At 73.5% G+C, this 14,028-nt stretch carries 11 protein-coding genes; 3 read left to right on the top strand and 8 right to left on the bottom strand.

From position 1 onward, the window contains the following. Position 1: 1 nt before the first annotated feature. From IQ279_RS09650 to IQ279_RS09620, 7 genes are all read right to left on the bottom strand, one after another. The gene (locus IQ279_RS09650; RefSeq protein WP_206348094.1) at positions 2 to 1,546 is read right to left on the bottom strand and encodes a DHA2 family efflux MFS transporter permease subunit; all 1,545 of its coding nucleotides are present in this window, start codon (positions 1,544 to 1,546) and stop codon (positions 2 to 4) included. 9 nt (positions 1,547 to 1,555) lie between these two features. After that, the gene (locus IQ279_RS09645) at positions 1,556 to 3,379 is read right to left on the bottom strand and encodes an IucA/IucC family protein (RefSeq protein WP_206348093.1); all 1,824 of its coding nucleotides are present in this window, start codon (positions 3,377 to 3,379) and stop codon (positions 1,556 to 1,558) included. Between the two features lie 20 nt (positions 3,380 to 3,399). Then, positions 3,400 to 3,972: a GNAT family N-acetyltransferase gene (locus IQ279_RS09640; RefSeq protein WP_206347961.1), complete on the bottom strand. Its 573-nt coding sequence runs from the start codon at positions 3,970 to 3,972 to the stop codon at positions 3,400 to 3,402. Then, a complete protein-coding gene (locus IQ279_RS09635) occupies positions 3,969 to 5,270 on the bottom strand; it encodes a lysine N(6)-hydroxylase/L-ornithine N(5)-oxygenase family protein (RefSeq protein ID WP_206347960.1) in 1,302 nt (433 codons plus the stop codon). Before IQ279_RS09635 ends, IQ279_RS09640 begins: the two co-directional genes overlap by 4 nt. Positions 5,271 to 5,301: 31 nt before the next feature. Beyond that, the gene (locus IQ279_RS09630) at positions 5,302 to 6,798 is read right to left on the bottom strand and encodes a pyridoxal phosphate-dependent decarboxylase family protein (RefSeq protein WP_241027891.1); all 1,497 of its coding nucleotides are present in this window, start codon (positions 6,796 to 6,798) and stop codon (positions 5,302 to 5,304) included. Between the two features lie 211 nt (positions 6,799 to 7,009). Beyond that, positions 7,010 to 7,930, bottom strand: a complete 921-nt coding sequence (locus IQ279_RS09625; RefSeq protein WP_206347958.1) for a siderophore-interacting protein — start codon at positions 7,928 to 7,930, stop codon at positions 7,010 to 7,012. Between the two features lie 96 nt (positions 7,931 to 8,026). Further along, positions 8,027 to 9,064 carry an ABC transporter substrate-binding protein gene (locus IQ279_RS09620; RefSeq protein WP_206347957.1) on the bottom strand — a complete coding sequence of 346 codons (1,038 nt, stop codon included), beginning with the start codon at positions 9,062 to 9,064 and terminating at the stop codon, positions 8,027 to 8,029. A 138-nt stretch (positions 9,065 to 9,202) separates the two neighbouring features. Between IQ279_RS09620 and IQ279_RS09615 the strand changes: the two genes are divergently transcribed. The 3 genes from IQ279_RS09615 to IQ279_RS09605 all read left to right on the top strand — a co-directional run bounded on the left by IQ279_RS09615 (position 9,203) and on the right by IQ279_RS09605 (position 12,425). Continuing rightward, positions 9,203 to 10,273, top strand: a complete 1,071-nt coding sequence (locus IQ279_RS09615; protein ID WP_206347956.1) for a FecCD family ABC transporter permease — start codon at positions 9,203 to 9,205, stop codon at positions 10,271 to 10,273. Next, a complete protein-coding gene (locus tag IQ279_RS09610; protein WP_206347955.1) occupies positions 10,270 to 11,382 on the top strand; it encodes a FecCD family ABC transporter permease in 1,113 nt (370 codons plus the stop codon). Before IQ279_RS09615 ends, IQ279_RS09610 begins: the two co-directional genes overlap by 4 nt. Positions 11,383 to 11,483: 101 nt before the next feature. Continuing rightward, positions 11,484 to 12,425 carry an ABC transporter ATP-binding protein gene (locus IQ279_RS09605; RefSeq protein WP_206348092.1) on the top strand — a complete coding sequence of 314 codons (942 nt, stop codon included), beginning with the start codon at positions 11,484 to 11,486 and terminating at the stop codon, positions 12,423 to 12,425. On the opposite strand, the gene IQ279_RS09600 is transcribed toward IQ279_RS09605, so the two are convergent. Further along, positions 12,340 to 13,752, bottom strand: a complete 1,413-nt coding sequence (locus IQ279_RS09600) for an AMP-binding protein (RefSeq protein ID WP_206347954.1) — start codon at positions 13,750 to 13,752, stop codon at positions 12,340 to 12,342. The genes IQ279_RS09605 and IQ279_RS09600 overlap by 86 nt on opposite strands. Positions 13,753 to 14,028: the final 276 nt, after the last annotated feature.

The following is a 14,028-nucleotide window of genomic DNA, read 5'->3' as shown; positions in this document are numbered from 1 at the left end:
CTCAGCTCCCCTTCCCGGCGCCGGACCGCCCGGCGCGGCCCAGCAGCAGACCGGCCGCGCAGCCGCCCGCGAGGACCGCCGCGGCGCCGGCCAGCTGCCCGGTCCGCAGGCCGGAGGCGAACGCCTCGGCGACCGCGGCCAGATCCGCCTCCCGGGAGACCCGGGCCAGCGCGGCGGGCAGCGACCGCGCGGTGCCGGCCGAGTCCGGCAGCAGGGCGGCGAACCGGGAGGCCAGGACCGCTCCCAGGACGGCGACGCCCAGACCGGCGCCCATCTCCGTGAGGGTGCCGTTGACACCGGCCCCCGCGCCCGCCTTCTCCCTGGGGATCGAGCTCATGACGGCCTCGGCGATGGCCGGGTTGGCGCAGCCGCAGCCAGCCCCCATCAGCACCAGGCCGAACAGGATCCCGCCGTAGCCCCCGCCGCCGACGAGGGCGACGACCGCGAGGCCGGCCGCCATCACGGCCATGCCCGAGGCGATCATCACCGGCAGGCCGAAGCGCGTGATCAGCCGTGCGGAGACACCGGTGAAGTTCACCAGCACCACCGTCAGCGCGAAGGGCGCCACGGCCATACCCGCCTGGAGCGGGCTGTCGCCGCGGACGAACTGGAACTGCTGCGTGAGCAGGTACAGGGCACCGCCGCTGCCGAAGGTGATCAGCACGACACCCGTCACCGCCCCGGTGAAGCGGCGGCTGCGGAACAGGGCCGGGTCCAGCATCGGATGGTCCGTGTGCCGCTCCCAGCGCAGGAAGAGCGCCAGCACGGCGGCGCCCAGCACGGCCGGCACCAGGATGCGGGGAGAGCCCCAGCCCTCCTCCGGCCCGGCGATGACGGCGTAGACCACACAGGTCATGCCGGTGACGGAGAGCACCAGGCCCGGCAGGTCGAGGCGGCCGCCGCGCGGGTCGCGGCTCTCGGGGACGAGGACCGCCACGGCGATCAGGCCGATAAGCACCACCGGGATGTTGATCAGGAAGACCGCACCCCACCAGTAGTGGCTGAGCACCAGCCCGCCGACGACCGGCCCGGAGGCGAAACCCAGGGCGTTGACGGCGGCCCACAGGCCGATGGCCCTGGGCCGCTCGCTCGCGTCGAAGACCTGCATGACGACGGCGAGGGTGGTCGTCAGCAGCAGCGCCGCGCCCACGCCCATGCCCGCGCGGGCCGCGATGAGCTGGGCGGCGGAGGAGGCGAGCCCCGCCGCCAGCGAGCCGGCCCCGAACAGGGCCAGCCCGGCCAGCAGCATCCGCTTGCGTCCGTAGCGGTCGGCGGCGTTGCCCGCCGCGAGCAGCAGGCCCGCCTGCACCAGGGCGTAGGCGTTGATCATCCACTGGATGTCGGCGGTGGACGCGCCCAGCTCGCCGGTCAGCGACGGGATCGCCACGTTGAGCACGGTGTTGTCGAGCACCACGACGAGCTCGGCCAGGCAGACCACGGCCAGGATCGCCCAGCGTGCGGGGTGCCCTCCGGGCGGTCCGGCCGCCGCCGGATCGGGTGCGGGACCGGGCGCCGGGCCGGCGCCGGTGACCGGGTCGGTCGTCACCACGGTGGGTCAGGCCCTCCCCGGGGCGTAGGGGGCGATGGGGTTCCTCAGGCTGCCGACGAGCTGGAGCGCGCCGGAGGGGTCCGCCAGGTCCACCATCTGCCGGTTGTCGCGCAGCTGGAGCCGGTTGAGGCAGGACAGCGCGAACTCCTCGGCGAAGATGTCGTACCGCTCGAACCGCCCGGCCAGCTCCGGCACGGACTCCTGGTAGCGGACCACCGCCTCGGCGACGGTGCGCCAGAAGGCGTCCTCGCTCAGCACGCCCCGGTCGGCGAGGATCGCGCCGAGGTGGCGCAGGAAGCAGTCGAAGACGTCGGTGAGGATCGCCAGCAGCCGCATGTCCTCGGGTGTCTCGGCGCGGACGCGCTCCACCTCGGGCGGCAGCTCCACGCCGGAGTCCATCACGACGATCTCCTCGGCGATGTCCTTGAACACCGCCCGCGCCACCGTGTCGTCCTCCAGGACGAGGATGACGTTCTCGCCGTGCGGCATGTACGCCAGGTCGTAGGCGTAGAAGCTGTGCAGCAGCGGGGTGAGGTAGGCGTCCAGGTAGCGGCCCAGCCAGACCTCGGGGGTCAGGCCCGAGCGCTCGATCAGCGCGGCGGCCAGCGAGCCCCCCTCGGTGTCGGTGTGGAGCAGGGACGCCATGGTGGCCAGGCGCTCCCCCTCCTCCAGGGCGGGGACGGGGCTCTCGCGCCACAGGGCCGCGAGCATCTTGCGGTAGGGCGAGTAGCGGTCGGTGGCGGCCTCGTAGCCGGGGTGGCGGTAGCCGACGGCGGCGCGTTCGCGGATGATCTCCAGCCCGGTGGCGCGCAGTACGGGGTCCTTGGCCACCAGGTCGGCCAGCCAGTCGTTGATGGCGGGGGTGGCCTCCATGTAGGCCGCCGACAGACCCCGCATGAAGCCCATGTTCAGCACGGACAGGGCCGTCTTGACGTAGTGCTTGCCCGGCGCTGAGGTGTTGAAGAAGGTGCGGATGGACTGCTGGGCCAGGTACTCGTCCTCGCCCTCGCCCAGCAGCACGATCCGGCGCTGGGCGACCTCGGCGGAGAAGGTCACGGCGAGCTTGTTCCACCACTGCCAGGGGTGGACGGGGATCAGCAGGTAGTCCGCCGGGTCCAGGCCCTGGCCGCGCAGGACGGAGTCGAACCGGTCCAGGGCGGCCTCGCCGAGTTCGGCGCGCAGCAGTGTGCGGTAGTCGGTGTCGGCCGAGCAGGTGAAGGTGGTGTGGTCGCTGTGGGCGGCCACCCACAGCAGCCGTACCGGGGCCGCGGTCTCGGGCGCGTAGGCCAGGTACTCGTGGATCCCGAAGCCCAGGCGGCCGTTGTTGGCGACGAAGCAGGGATGACCCTCGGTCATACCGGTCTCGATCGCCTGGAAACCGGAGCCGGCCAGCTCGGCGGCGGTGACCGGCTCCTTCGCCAGTTTGTACGCGGTGCTCGCCAGGGTGGAGCTGATCTCCTCCAGGTAGACGGGCAGGATCTCGTCGCTCAGGCCCAGGGCGCCGCGGAACTCGGTGAAGAACGCGAAGGCGTCCAGGGGAAGTTCGGTGTCGCCGCGGTGGCGGGTGATGCTGCCGGCGTCGATCTGCCAGTGGTCGAGCGCCATCAGGCGGGCCGTGAAGCGGTACTCGGTCCCCTCGCGGCCGTCCCCGTCCCCGCCGCCGGTGACGGCGTAGCGTCCGCCGCCCAGTTCGGCGGGGACCAGCAGGCGCTCGTGGGAGAACTCCGACAGGGCCTTGCGCAGCAGCAGCCGTACGGCGGTGTCCCAGTTGCCGGGGGTCAGATGGGCCACGGCCCGGTGCGGATCGGACTGCGGACCGGGCTGCGGCACGGCGTGGGGGAAGGCGGCGGTCACAGGGCGGCTCCTCGTGTGGCGGCCTCGAAGCTCTCGCGGGTGCAGAAGCTCAGCAGGGCCTCCTTCTCCGGCTTGGCGATCGTGCCGGCGACCTCGAAGCCGACGGCGGCGTTGAGGGCGTGCACGGCGGTGTTGCGGGCGTCGGGCTCGACGACCACGCGGCGGGTGGCCGGGTCGTCGAAGAGCATCGCCATCACCGTGGTGATGACGGCGAGGGTGAACCCGCGGACCGGGGTGTCGGACGGCGCGGTGAGGAAGTGCATCCCGACGTCGCCCGCCCGGTGGTCGTACAGCCCGGCCAGCTCCACGTGCGCGGGGTCGTAGCGCTCGACGAGGAAGGCCGGGCTGCCGCGGTGCAGGCCCAGGAAGGCTTCGTGGTGCGGGTGTTCGGCGATCCGCCGGTACTCGTCGGCGACCTGCCGCTCGTCGGCGTCCTGCATCATCCAGTACACGGCCTTGGGGTGGGTCACCCAGGAGTGCAGCAGGGGCGCGTCGGCGGCGGGATCGAGGGCGACCACGGAGAACCCCCCCAGCTCGCGGTCCTCGCGGTGGAAGAGGACGTCGCTCACGCGATACCTCCCTCGGGGGCGCCGAAGTCCTGGAAGGTGATGGACTTCTCCACGGGGTAGACCTCGTGGCCGAGGATGTCGCGGATGATCCAGGAGTTGCGGTACGGGCCCATGCCCAGGTCCGGCGAGGTGACGCTGTGGGTGTGGACGGCGCCGTTCTGCAGGAAGACGCCGCGGCCGGTGACGTCGACGCTGTAGTTGCGGGCGACGTCGAAGCGGCCCGAGGAGTCGAAGCGGAGGCGGTCGCGGATCCCGTCCAGGAAGGCGGGGACGCGGTGGCGGTAGCCGGTGGCCAGGACCAGGCCCTCGGTGGTGAGGGTGAACTCCTCGTCCTGTTCGACCTGGTGCAGGCCCAGGGTGTAGGTGCCGCTGGCCTCGTCGTGGGAGGCGGAGGTCAGCGCGGTGTTGGTCAGCAGCCGGGTGGGGACGGGGCCGGCGGCGCTCTTGGCGTACAGCAGGTCGAAGATGTCGTTGATCAGAGCCTCGTTGATGCCCTTGAACAGGCCCTTCTGCTCGCTCTCCAGCCGGTGCCGGGTGGTCTCGGGCAGGGCGTGGAAGTAGTCGATGTAGTCGGGGGAGGTCATCTCCAGGGTCAGCTTGGTGTACTCCAGCGGGAAGAACCGCGGGGAGCGGGTGACCCAGTTCAGGCGGTAGCCGTGGGTGTCGATCTCCGAGAGCAGGTCGTGGTAGATCTCGGCGGCGCTCTGCCCACTGCCCACGACGGTGATGCTCTTCCTGGCCTGGAGCGCCCTCTTGTGCTCCAGGTAGCGGGAGTTGTGGACCACGTCGCCGCCCAGCCCCTCGCAGGACTCGGGGACGTACGGCGGGGTGCCGGTGCCCAGGACCAGATGGCGGGCCCGGTGCTCGCTGAGCTCGCCGGTGGAGGTGTCGCGGGCGGTGACGGTGTACAGGCCCTCGGCCTCGTCGTGGGAGACGGCTGTGACCTCGCGGCCGAAGCGGACGCTGGACAGCCGGCCGGCGGCCCAGCGGCAGTAGGCGTTGTACTCGGCGCGCAGCGGATAGAAGCTCTCGCGGATGTAGAACTGGTACAGGCGCCCGGACTGCTTGAGGTAGTTGAGGAAGGAGTAGGGGGAGGTGGGGTCGGCCATGGTCACCAGGTCGGCCATGAAGGGCGTCTGCAGGGTGACGCCGTCCAGCAGCATGCCGGGGTGCCAGTCGAACTCCGGGCGGCTCTCCAGGAAGAGCCCGTCGAGGTCGTCGACCGGCTCGGTCAGGCAGGCCAGCCCCAGGTTGAAGGGGCCCAGTCCGATGGCTATGAAGTCGTGAGGGGTGGACACGTCGTCTCCGTGGGTCTGGTGATCCGGTGGTTCAGGCGGCCGGCGAGCCGCTGAGGCGGGCGGAGGAGGAGGCCAGGTGCTCCTGGGCGTGCCCGGCGATCAGGTCGAGGACGGCGCGGATGTCGTCCGTCGTCGTCTCCGGGTTGAGCAGGGTGAACTTCAGGTGGTGGCGGCCGTCGACCACCGTTCCGGCGACCACGGCCTCGCCGGAGGCGGCCAGGGCCTCGCGGGCGTGCAGGTTGGCCAGGTCCACGGCCGTCTCGTCGGCGTCCGCGCCGGCCTCCGCACCGGGGGTGCAGCGGAAGACCAGGGTGGACAGCGTCGGCCTGGTGACGACGGTGAAGCGGGGGTCGTCCTCCAGGATCCGCCAGGTGTCGGCGGCGAGGTCCACCACCTGGTCGAAGAGTGAGCCGACGGCGTCGGCGCCCATGATGCGCAGGGTCAGCCACAGCTTGAGCGCGTCGAAGCGCCGGGTGGTCTGCAGGGACTTGTCGACCTGGTTGGGGATGCGCTTCTCGGCACTGCGGGCCGGGTTGAGGTAGTCGGCGTGGTAGGTGGCGTGCCGCAGGGTGGAGCCGTCGCGGACGAGGACGGCGCTGGAACTGACCGGCTGGAAGAAGGACTTGTGGTAGTCGACGGTGACCGAGTCGGCCCGCTCGATGCCGTTCAGCAGATGGCGGCGCGTGGTGGAGGCCAGCAGCCCGCAGCCGTAGGCGGCGTCGACGTGGAACCAGGTCCCGGCCCCCTGGCACAGCTCGGCGATCTCGGGCAGGGGGTCGATGGAGCCGAAGTCGGTGGTGCCGGCGGTGGCGGAGACGGCCATCACCGTCAGGCCTTCCTCCCGGCAGCGGCGCAGCTCGCGGGCGAGGGCGTCGGCGCGCATCCGGCGGTCGCCGTCGCAGGGCACGGAGATGACCGATCCCGGCTCCAGACCGAGGAGTTTGGCGGCCTTCAGCACGGAGAAGTGGCCGGCCTCGGAGGTCAGGACGCGCAGTTTCGGCAGCATCTCGCAGACCGGCGGCGGGGTGGGGGAGTTCTTCCGCAGCAGCCGGAGGGCCTCCTCGCGGGCCAGCAGCAGCGCCTGGAGGTTGGACTGGGTGCCGCCGCTGGTGAAGATGCCGTCGGCGGCGCGGCCCAGGCCGATGCGGGCGGCGGTCCAGTCGATGAGCCGGCGCTCCATCAGAGTGCCGCCGGCGCTCTGGTCCCAGGTGTCCAGGGAGGAGTTGACGGCGGAGAGGACGGCCTCGCCGAGCAGGGCGGGAAGCACCACCGGGCAGTTGAGGTGGGCGAGGTAGCGGGGGTGGTGGAAGTAGACCGCGTCGCGGAGGTAGACCCGCTCCAGCTCGTCGAGGGCGGCGGCTGGGTCGTTCAGGGGGCGGTCGAGGTCGATGCCGTCGACCACCGGGGCCAGTTCGCCCGGGGTGACGCCGGTGAACGGGCGGCTGGTTCCGGCCACGGTCCGGGCGACCCGCGCCACGCCTTCGGAGACCAGCCGCCGGTAGTACTCGGCGGTGGAGCCGTTCAGCAGGTGGGAGCGGGGGTCGCCGCCGACGGTGCCGGCGGTGCCGGTGGTGTCGGCAGGAGCGAGAGGGGAGGCGGATCCCTGGGGGCTCACGCGCGGGTCCTCCGAATCGGGGGAGCGGGAAACTTAGGTAAGGCTATCCTAACTTACTCTGATCATGCGAGAGCCCCTCGCACCGCGGGTGGTACGTGGGGCTCTGTGCGGGGCTGACCCCGTGTCAGGCGGCGCCGGCGAGCGCCTCGGTGCGCAGATCCTCCTCCGAGGCGCCCAGCCGCCAGTACCCGGAGAAGGCCACCCGGCCGCGCTCCAGGCCCCGTTCGGACACCAGATGGCGGCGCAGCGCCCGCACCGCGGCGGCCTCGCCCGCCAGCCACGCGTACGCGCCGCCCCACGTCTCCCCGGGCAGAGCGGCCCCGCGCACGGCGTCGACCACCGCGCCGTGCCGCCGGAAGTCCTCCCGGACCAGCCAGGTGACCTCCGCGTCGGCCGCGGTGGGCAGCGGCCGTACGTCCCCGGCCCGGGGCACCTCCACCCACGCCCGCACCCGGACACCGGCCGGCAGCCAGGCCAGGATCCCGGCGACGGCCGGCAGCGCCGTCTCGTCGGCGGCGAGCAGCACCCGGTCCGTACCGGCGGGAGGACGGAAACCGACGCTCTTGTTCTCCGGGGTCACCGGGCCCAGCAGGCGGACCCGGTCACCCGGCCGGGCGCGCCGCGCCCAGCGGGTCGCGGGCCCGGTGTCGCCGTGCAGGACGAAGTCGACGTCCACCTCGCCCGCCTTCGGGCGCTGCGCGGCCACGGTGTAGGAGCGCATGACCGCGCGCACCTCCGGGTCCATCGCCCGCCAGGCCGCGAACCAGCCGTCGCCCAGCCCCACCGGGACGACGGGCTCGCTCTGGCCGGGCTGCGGCAGGAAGAGCGAGAAGCTCTGGTCCCTCCCGCCGCCCGCGAGCCGCCCGAGCCGCTCTCCGCCGAAGGTGATCCGGACCAGGGACGGCCCCAGCCGCGCGGTGCGCACGACCGAGGCCTCGAAGAAGCCGAACGGCGAGGCCGGGCGTGCGGCGGGAGCGCGACGGGGAGTCGGCCGCCGGTGAACGGCGGCAGAGGCGGCCGGAGGGGCGGCGGTGCGCGGTGTCATCTGCGGGCTCTCCTTCTCGGAGGTTGCTGTCCTGCGCGGTCTCGGGGCGGCGCGATCAGGGCCGGTGAGGCGCCGCGGCGCCTCACCGGCCCCGACTCAGCCGAGCTTCTTCGCCTTGGAGATGGCGTCGGCGAGGTTCTCCATCAGCGGAGCGGCGCCCTGGTAGGAGAAGCGCGGCACCGGGTCCCACTCGGCGACCTGGCCGGCCTTCACCGCCGGCAGCGCGTCCCAGGTGGGCTTGGACTTCAGGTCCTTGGGCTGCAGGGCGGTGCTGCGGTTGTCGAGGATGATCAGGTCGGCCTCGTACTGCCCGGCGTTCTCCCAGCTGAGGCTCTCGAAGTAGCCGCCGCTGGCCTTGACGTCCTCGGGGATGACGAATTCGACGCCCAGCTCGGCGAAGTACTTCAGGTCGGCCGCGGGCGCGGGGGTGGAGACGTAGAAGTAGTCCGCGCTGCCGGAGGCGGCCAGCACCCGCAGCCCGCCGCTGGCCTTGGCGGCCCTGCGGAGCTTCTCGGCCGCCGCCTCGAAACGGGCCTTGCCGTCGGTGACCTGCTTGGACTTCAGGTCGGCGCCCAGGGACTCGGCCAGGGCGGCGTAGCGCTGGATGGGCTTGAGCAGGGAGACCTCGGCGACCTGGACGGCGACACTGGGGGCCAGCTTGAGGATCTTGCCCGAGCTCTCCTCCGGCACGTACCACAGCGAGCCGGCGTCGTACTGGTGCGTGACCAGCAGCTCGGGGCTCAGGGCGGCGTACTTCTCGATGTCGAACTCGCCCCAGGCGTTGCCGATGACCTCGATCTTCTTCACGTCCAGGTCGCCGGCCTGGGGGTGCGCCGAGCCGTCCTCCAGGAGCGTCTCGCCGAAGACGCCCACGATCCGGTCCTTCAGGCCGAAGTCGGCCAGGGCGGCGGCGGTGCCGGTGAAGGCGACGATGCGCTCGGGGGTCTTGTCGGCGGTGACCTTCTTCTTGCGGTCGTCGGTGAACGACCAGGGGCCGCCGTCCTTCCCGGCGGTCTTGTCCGACGTCTGCGAACCGCCGTCCCCGCAGGCCGCGAGCAGGGCGCCCAGACCGAGGGCGCCGCCCGCCGCGAGGATGCCCCGGCGGGAGGGGTTGGCGGTTCTTGCGTAGGACATGACTGGGCCTCTCTGAGCAAACACACAAGGATGCGACAGGTATTCAGACGACCGGCCGCGGCTGTTAGGTTAACCTAACCAAAGTTCGAGCCCAAGGGGGCGGTCACCGATCTCCCCCCGGCACACCGGAGTCCGCACGTGTCACTCATCAAACCGAGCCCCGCGGGGGAGAGAACGGAGCCGGCGCCGCCCCCCGCCGTCGAGGGGCCGCCGACGCGAACCCGTACCGCCCTGCGCTCCGCCGGGTTGGCGGGCGCCGTGGCCCTGCTGCTCGTCCTGCTGGCGCTGAGCCTCGGTTTCGGCGCCCGGCCGCTGTCGGCGGGGGAGGTCTGGTCCGGGCTCTTCGACAGCGGCTCCGCGACCTGGAGCGTGGTGCACGAGATGCGGCTGCCGCGCACCCTGCTCGGACTGCTCGTCGGCCTCGCCCTCGGTCTGGCCGGCTGCGTGATGCAGGCGCTGACCCGCAACCCGCTGGCGGACCCCGGGCTGCTGGGCATCAACGCCGGCGCCTCGGCCGCGGTGGTCACCGCCATCGCCTTCCTCGGAGTGACCGGCTTCACCGGCTACGTGTGGTTCGCCCTGGCCGGTGCGGCGGTCGTCTCCGTCGTCGTCTACGCCGTGGGAGGCGGGCGCGGGGCGACCCCGGCGCGGCTGGCGCTGGCCGGGGCGGCGCTCAACGCCGCCCTGTACTCCTACGTCAACGCCGCGATGATCCTGGACGCAGCCTCGCTGGAGCGGATGCGTTTTTGGACCGTCGGCTCGCTGGCCTCGGCCCGGATGGACGCCGTGGAGCAGGTGCTGCCGTTCATCGCCACCGGCGCCCTGGCCGCCCTGGCCCTGGCCCGGCCGCTCAACGCCCTCGCGCTCGGCGACGACCAGGCCCGCGCCCTGGGCGCCCGGCCGGAGAAGGTCCGAGCCGCCTGCATCGTGGCCGTCACCCTGCTGTGCGGCGCGGCCACGGCCGCCGCCGGCCCCATCGTCTTCGTCGGGCTGATGGTGCCGCACCTGGTCCGCGCGATCACCGGCCCCGACCTGCGCTGGATGCTGCCGTACTGCGCGGTGCTCGCCCCCGTGCTGCTGCTCGGCTCCGATGTGCTCGGCCGGCTGCTGGGCCGCCCCGGCGAACTCCAGGTGGGTGTCGTCACCGCCGTTCTCGGCGGCCCCCTCTTCCTCTACGTCCTGCGCCGGCGGAAGGTGGCCGCCGCATGAGGACCGCCGTGAAGACCGCCTCGAGGAACGCCTCGAGAACCGCTGCGGGAGCAGGCGAGGGGGCCGGCGCGAGGACCGGGACGAGAACCCTCCGCGCCGGGTCGGTGCTCAGCCTCCGCTTCCGCCCCCGCGCCCTGGTCGCCGCCGCCGTCTGCCTGCTCGCGGCCCTGGCCGCCGGAGTCGTCACCATCGGCAGCGGCGACTACCCCATGAGCCCCGCCGAGGTGCTGACCACGCTCACCGGTGGCGGCACCCCCGCCCAGGACTTCATCGTCAACGAGCTGCGGCTGCCCCGGGTGCTCGCCGCCCTCCTCGTCGGCGCCTCGCTCGGCCTGGCCGGCGCCGTCTTCCAGTCCGTGGTGCGCAACCCGCTGGGCAGCCCCGACATGCTCGGCATCACCCAGGGCGCCTCCACCGGCGCGCTGCTCGTCGTCCTCGCCGGCGGCAGCAGCGCGGCCCTGGCCGGCGGCGCCATCGCCGGAGGGCTGCTGACCGGACTGCTCATTTACGCCCTCGCCTGGCGTCACGGGACGCACGGCTACCGGCTGGTGCTCACCGGCATCGGCGTCCTGGCGATGCTCACCGGTGTCAACGGCTACCTGCTCACCCGCGGCAAGCTGATGGAGGCGGCCCGCGCGGTCCTGTGGATCACCGGCAGCCTCGACGGACGCGGCTGGCCCGAACTCACCCCGCTGCTGATCGCCCTGGCGGTGCTGGGCCCGGTCACCGTCCTGGGCTGCGGACGGGCCCTGCGGATGACGGAGATGGGCGACGACGCGGCCCACGCCCTCGGGGTGAGCGTCGAGCGCGCCCGCACCACGGCGCTGGGCTCCGCCGTCGTCCTGGTCTCCTTCGCCGCGGCCTGTGCCGGCCCGGTCTCCTTCGTCGCGCTCACCGCGCCCCAGCTCGCCAAGCGCCTCACCCGCGCGCCCGGCCCCAACCTGCTGCCCGCCGCCTGCATGGGCGCGGCCGTGCTGGTGACCGCCGACTGGGCCGCCCAGAACCTCTTCACCGGACGGCAGATCCCCGTGGGCGTCGTCACCGGCCTCCTCGGCGGCTGCTACCTGGTGTGGCTGCTGGCCACCCAGCGGAAGGCGGGACGGATATGAACACCCACGCGGTGGTCCGCGACCTCCACGGTCCCAGGGCCCCCAGGACCCCCGGGCAGGACATCGCCCCGGTCGGACACCCCCAGGACGGAGCAGAACGGATGACGCAGGGCAACCACCGCGACCACGGCGCCCCGGCGGCCGGAGGGACGAGGCTGAGCGGCGAGGGTCTGACCCTCGCCTACGACCGGCGGACGATAGCCGAGGACCTCACGGTCGCGATACCGGACCACTCCTTCACCGTCGTCATCGGCCCCAACGCCTGCGGCAAGTCCACCCTGTTGCGCGCTCTGTCACGGATGCTGAAGCCGGCCGCCGGGGCGGTCCTCCTGGACGGCAGGGACATCTCCTCGGCCAATGCCAAGCAGGTCGCCCGCACCCTCGGCCTGCTGCCGCAGTCCTCCGTCGCCCCCGAGGGCATCTCCGTCTCCGAACTGGTCTCCCGGGGCCGTTACCCGCACCAGAGCCTGCTGCGCCAGTGGTCTGCCGAGGACGAACGCGTCGTGGCGGAGTCGATGTCCTCCACCGGCGTCGCCGAACTCGCCGACCGCTCGGTGGACGAACTGTCCGGCGGGCAGCGGCAGCGGGTGTGGATCGCCATGGCGCTGGCCCAGCAGACCCCCCTGCTGCTGCTGGACGAGCCGACCACCTACCTCGACCTCGCCCACCAGATCGACATCCTGGACCTGTGCGCCCGCCTCCACCAGGAGGAGGGCCGCACCCTGGTCGCCGTCCTCCACGACCTCAACCACGCCGCCCGCTACGCCACCCACCTGATCGCCATGCGCGACGGGCGGGTGGTGGCCTCCGGACCGCCGGAGCGGATCGTGACCGCCGAACTGGTCGAGGAGGTCTTCGGCCTGCCCTGCCGGGTCATCGACGACCCGGAGACCGGGACCCCGCTGGTGGTGCCCGCGGCGCGGCGCGGCGCCGCGCCCGCAAGCCGCAGGCGGCCGGTCACCCCTCCTGACCCGTCGGCCCTCCCGGCCCGGACTCCGGTCCCGCCCCGCCGGACGGTGCGTTCCGCAGGCGGGCGGGCATGACGGCCGCCGGCCCGGCGTAGGGTGCGTGCGGTCCGCGATCCAGGAGGGTGACGAATCCGTCCGGGCCGGCCACCGCCGCCCGCCCGGTGCGCAGCCAGCCGCCCGGCAGCAGCCGCCGCTGCGTCGCCGCCCCGTCCCGCCAGTAGCCCGGGCACACCTGGGGGCCGCGCAGCAGCAGCTCGCCCGCGCGCCCCGGCAGGGCCTCGGCGTGCGGAAAGCCCTCCACCGCGACCCGGACCTCCGCGCCCGGCACCGCGATCCCCGCCGTTCCGGCGCGCGCGTTGGGACCGCGGGGATTGGCCAGCGCGATGCCGGCGGCGTCGGCGGGTCCGTAGCTCTCCACCAGCGGGGCGTCCACCAGGCTCCGCAGCCGTCGGCCCGACTCCTCGTCCAGCTGCCCCGACACCAGGGTGCGCACCCCGGACAAGGCCTCCCACTCGTGCTCCGGCCGGGCCAGCAGCCGCCGCAGCTCGCCGGCCGGGGCGGCCAGGACCACCGGGCGGTACCGGCGGGCCGCCCACAGCACGGCCTCCGGCTCCGGTCGCGGCTCCAGGATCACGCGTGCGCCGGCCAGAGCCGCGCCGGTCACGCCGAACAGCAGCCCGGACGCCCGCCACGGCGGGTTCAGGCAGAGCACGGTGGCGCGGCGCCGGGTCAGTTCCGGTAACCATGCCAGGAGTTGGTGAGCGGCTGCCACGAGATTGCGGTGGGTGAGCATCACGGCCCAGCCGTCCTCGTACAGCAGCACGGCCGGATCACCGGGGGAGGGCGCGGCCCGGGGGCCGTGCGCCCGCGCCGGGCTCCGCACGGGCCGGCGGGCGCGCCCCAGGCGCCACGGCGGCGCCCCGCCGCCGGCCGGCACCTCGATGACCTGGACCGAGCGGGTGCGCGACCGCACCGTTCCCGCACCGACCTCCGCTCCGGCGGCGCACAGCACCACCACGGCGCCGCTGTGCGCCAGACGGCGGCGGATCCCCTCCGGGGCCGTCCCCGGGTCGAGCGGCACCACCACCGCGCCCAGCAGCCACACGGCGTGGCAGGCGGTGACGGCCTGAGGCCCGGCCGGCAGCAGCAGCGCCACCCGGGCGCCGCGGCACACCCCCGCCGCGGCCAGCGACGAGGCCAGGCGCACAGCGCGGTGGCGCAGGACGGTGTAACCGGTGCGCCGACCGCCGCAGACCACGGCGGTGCGCCGGCCGCGGCGGCCGGCGGCCGCGTCGAGGAGGGCGGGCAGGGTGGTCTCGGGAACCCTCAGCGCCACGGGCACCCCGGGCGCGTAGAAGCGCGTCCGGGCCGGCGGGACCTGGTACCTCAGCAGTTCCGTCATGGACGGATGGTCGCGCAGGAGGGCGGGCGGCCACTTGTGCCGTACGGACAGTTCCGTCGCCGCGGATTGTCAGACGGATTACTACCGAACGCTTGTTACTCGGCCGTAACTTCAGCGCTCGTCCCCTTTACCGGGCCGCCGCCGTCCGCGGCCGTCCACCGGCGAGAGGAGAGGAGCCCCGGGTGAGAAGCGTGCGAACGGAGCGGACCGGACACGGGGACGGCGGTATCGTCACCGGACCCCGCGCCCGCCGACGCCGTTTCCGCTGCCCGCCGC

Origin of the sequence: Streptomyces verrucosisporus (assembly GCF_017114865.1) — a bacterium.
Classification (GTDB): Bacteria; Actinomycetota; Actinomycetes; order Streptomycetales; family Streptomycetaceae; genus Streptomyces; species Streptomyces fenghuangensis.
The sequence above is the reverse complement of the archived record's forward strand: the minus strand, read 5'-3'. Positions and strand labels throughout refer to the sequence as shown.

Excerpts from the sequence above, each read along its gene's own strand:
- IQ279_RS09625 (WP_206347958.1), bottom strand. The coding sequence starts at position 7,930 with ATGACACCGCGCACCGCCGCCCCTCCGGCCGCCTCTGCCGCCGTTCAC.
- IQ279_RS09620 (WP_206347957.1), bottom strand. The coding sequence starts at position 9,064 with ATGTCCTACGCAAGAACCGCCAACCCCTCCCGCCGGGGCATCCTCGCG.
- IQ279_RS09610 (WP_206347955.1), top strand. The coding sequence starts at position 10,270 with ATGAGGACCGCCGTGAAGACCGCCTCGAGGAACGCCTCGAGAACCGCT.
- IQ279_RS09605 (WP_206348092.1), top strand. The coding sequence starts at position 11,484 with ATGACGCAGGGCAACCACCGCGACCACGGCGCCCCGGCGGCCGGAGGG.
- IQ279_RS09600 (WP_206347954.1), bottom strand. The coding sequence starts at position 13,752 with ATGACGGAACTGCTGAGGTACCAGGTCCCGCCGGCCCGGACGCGCTTC.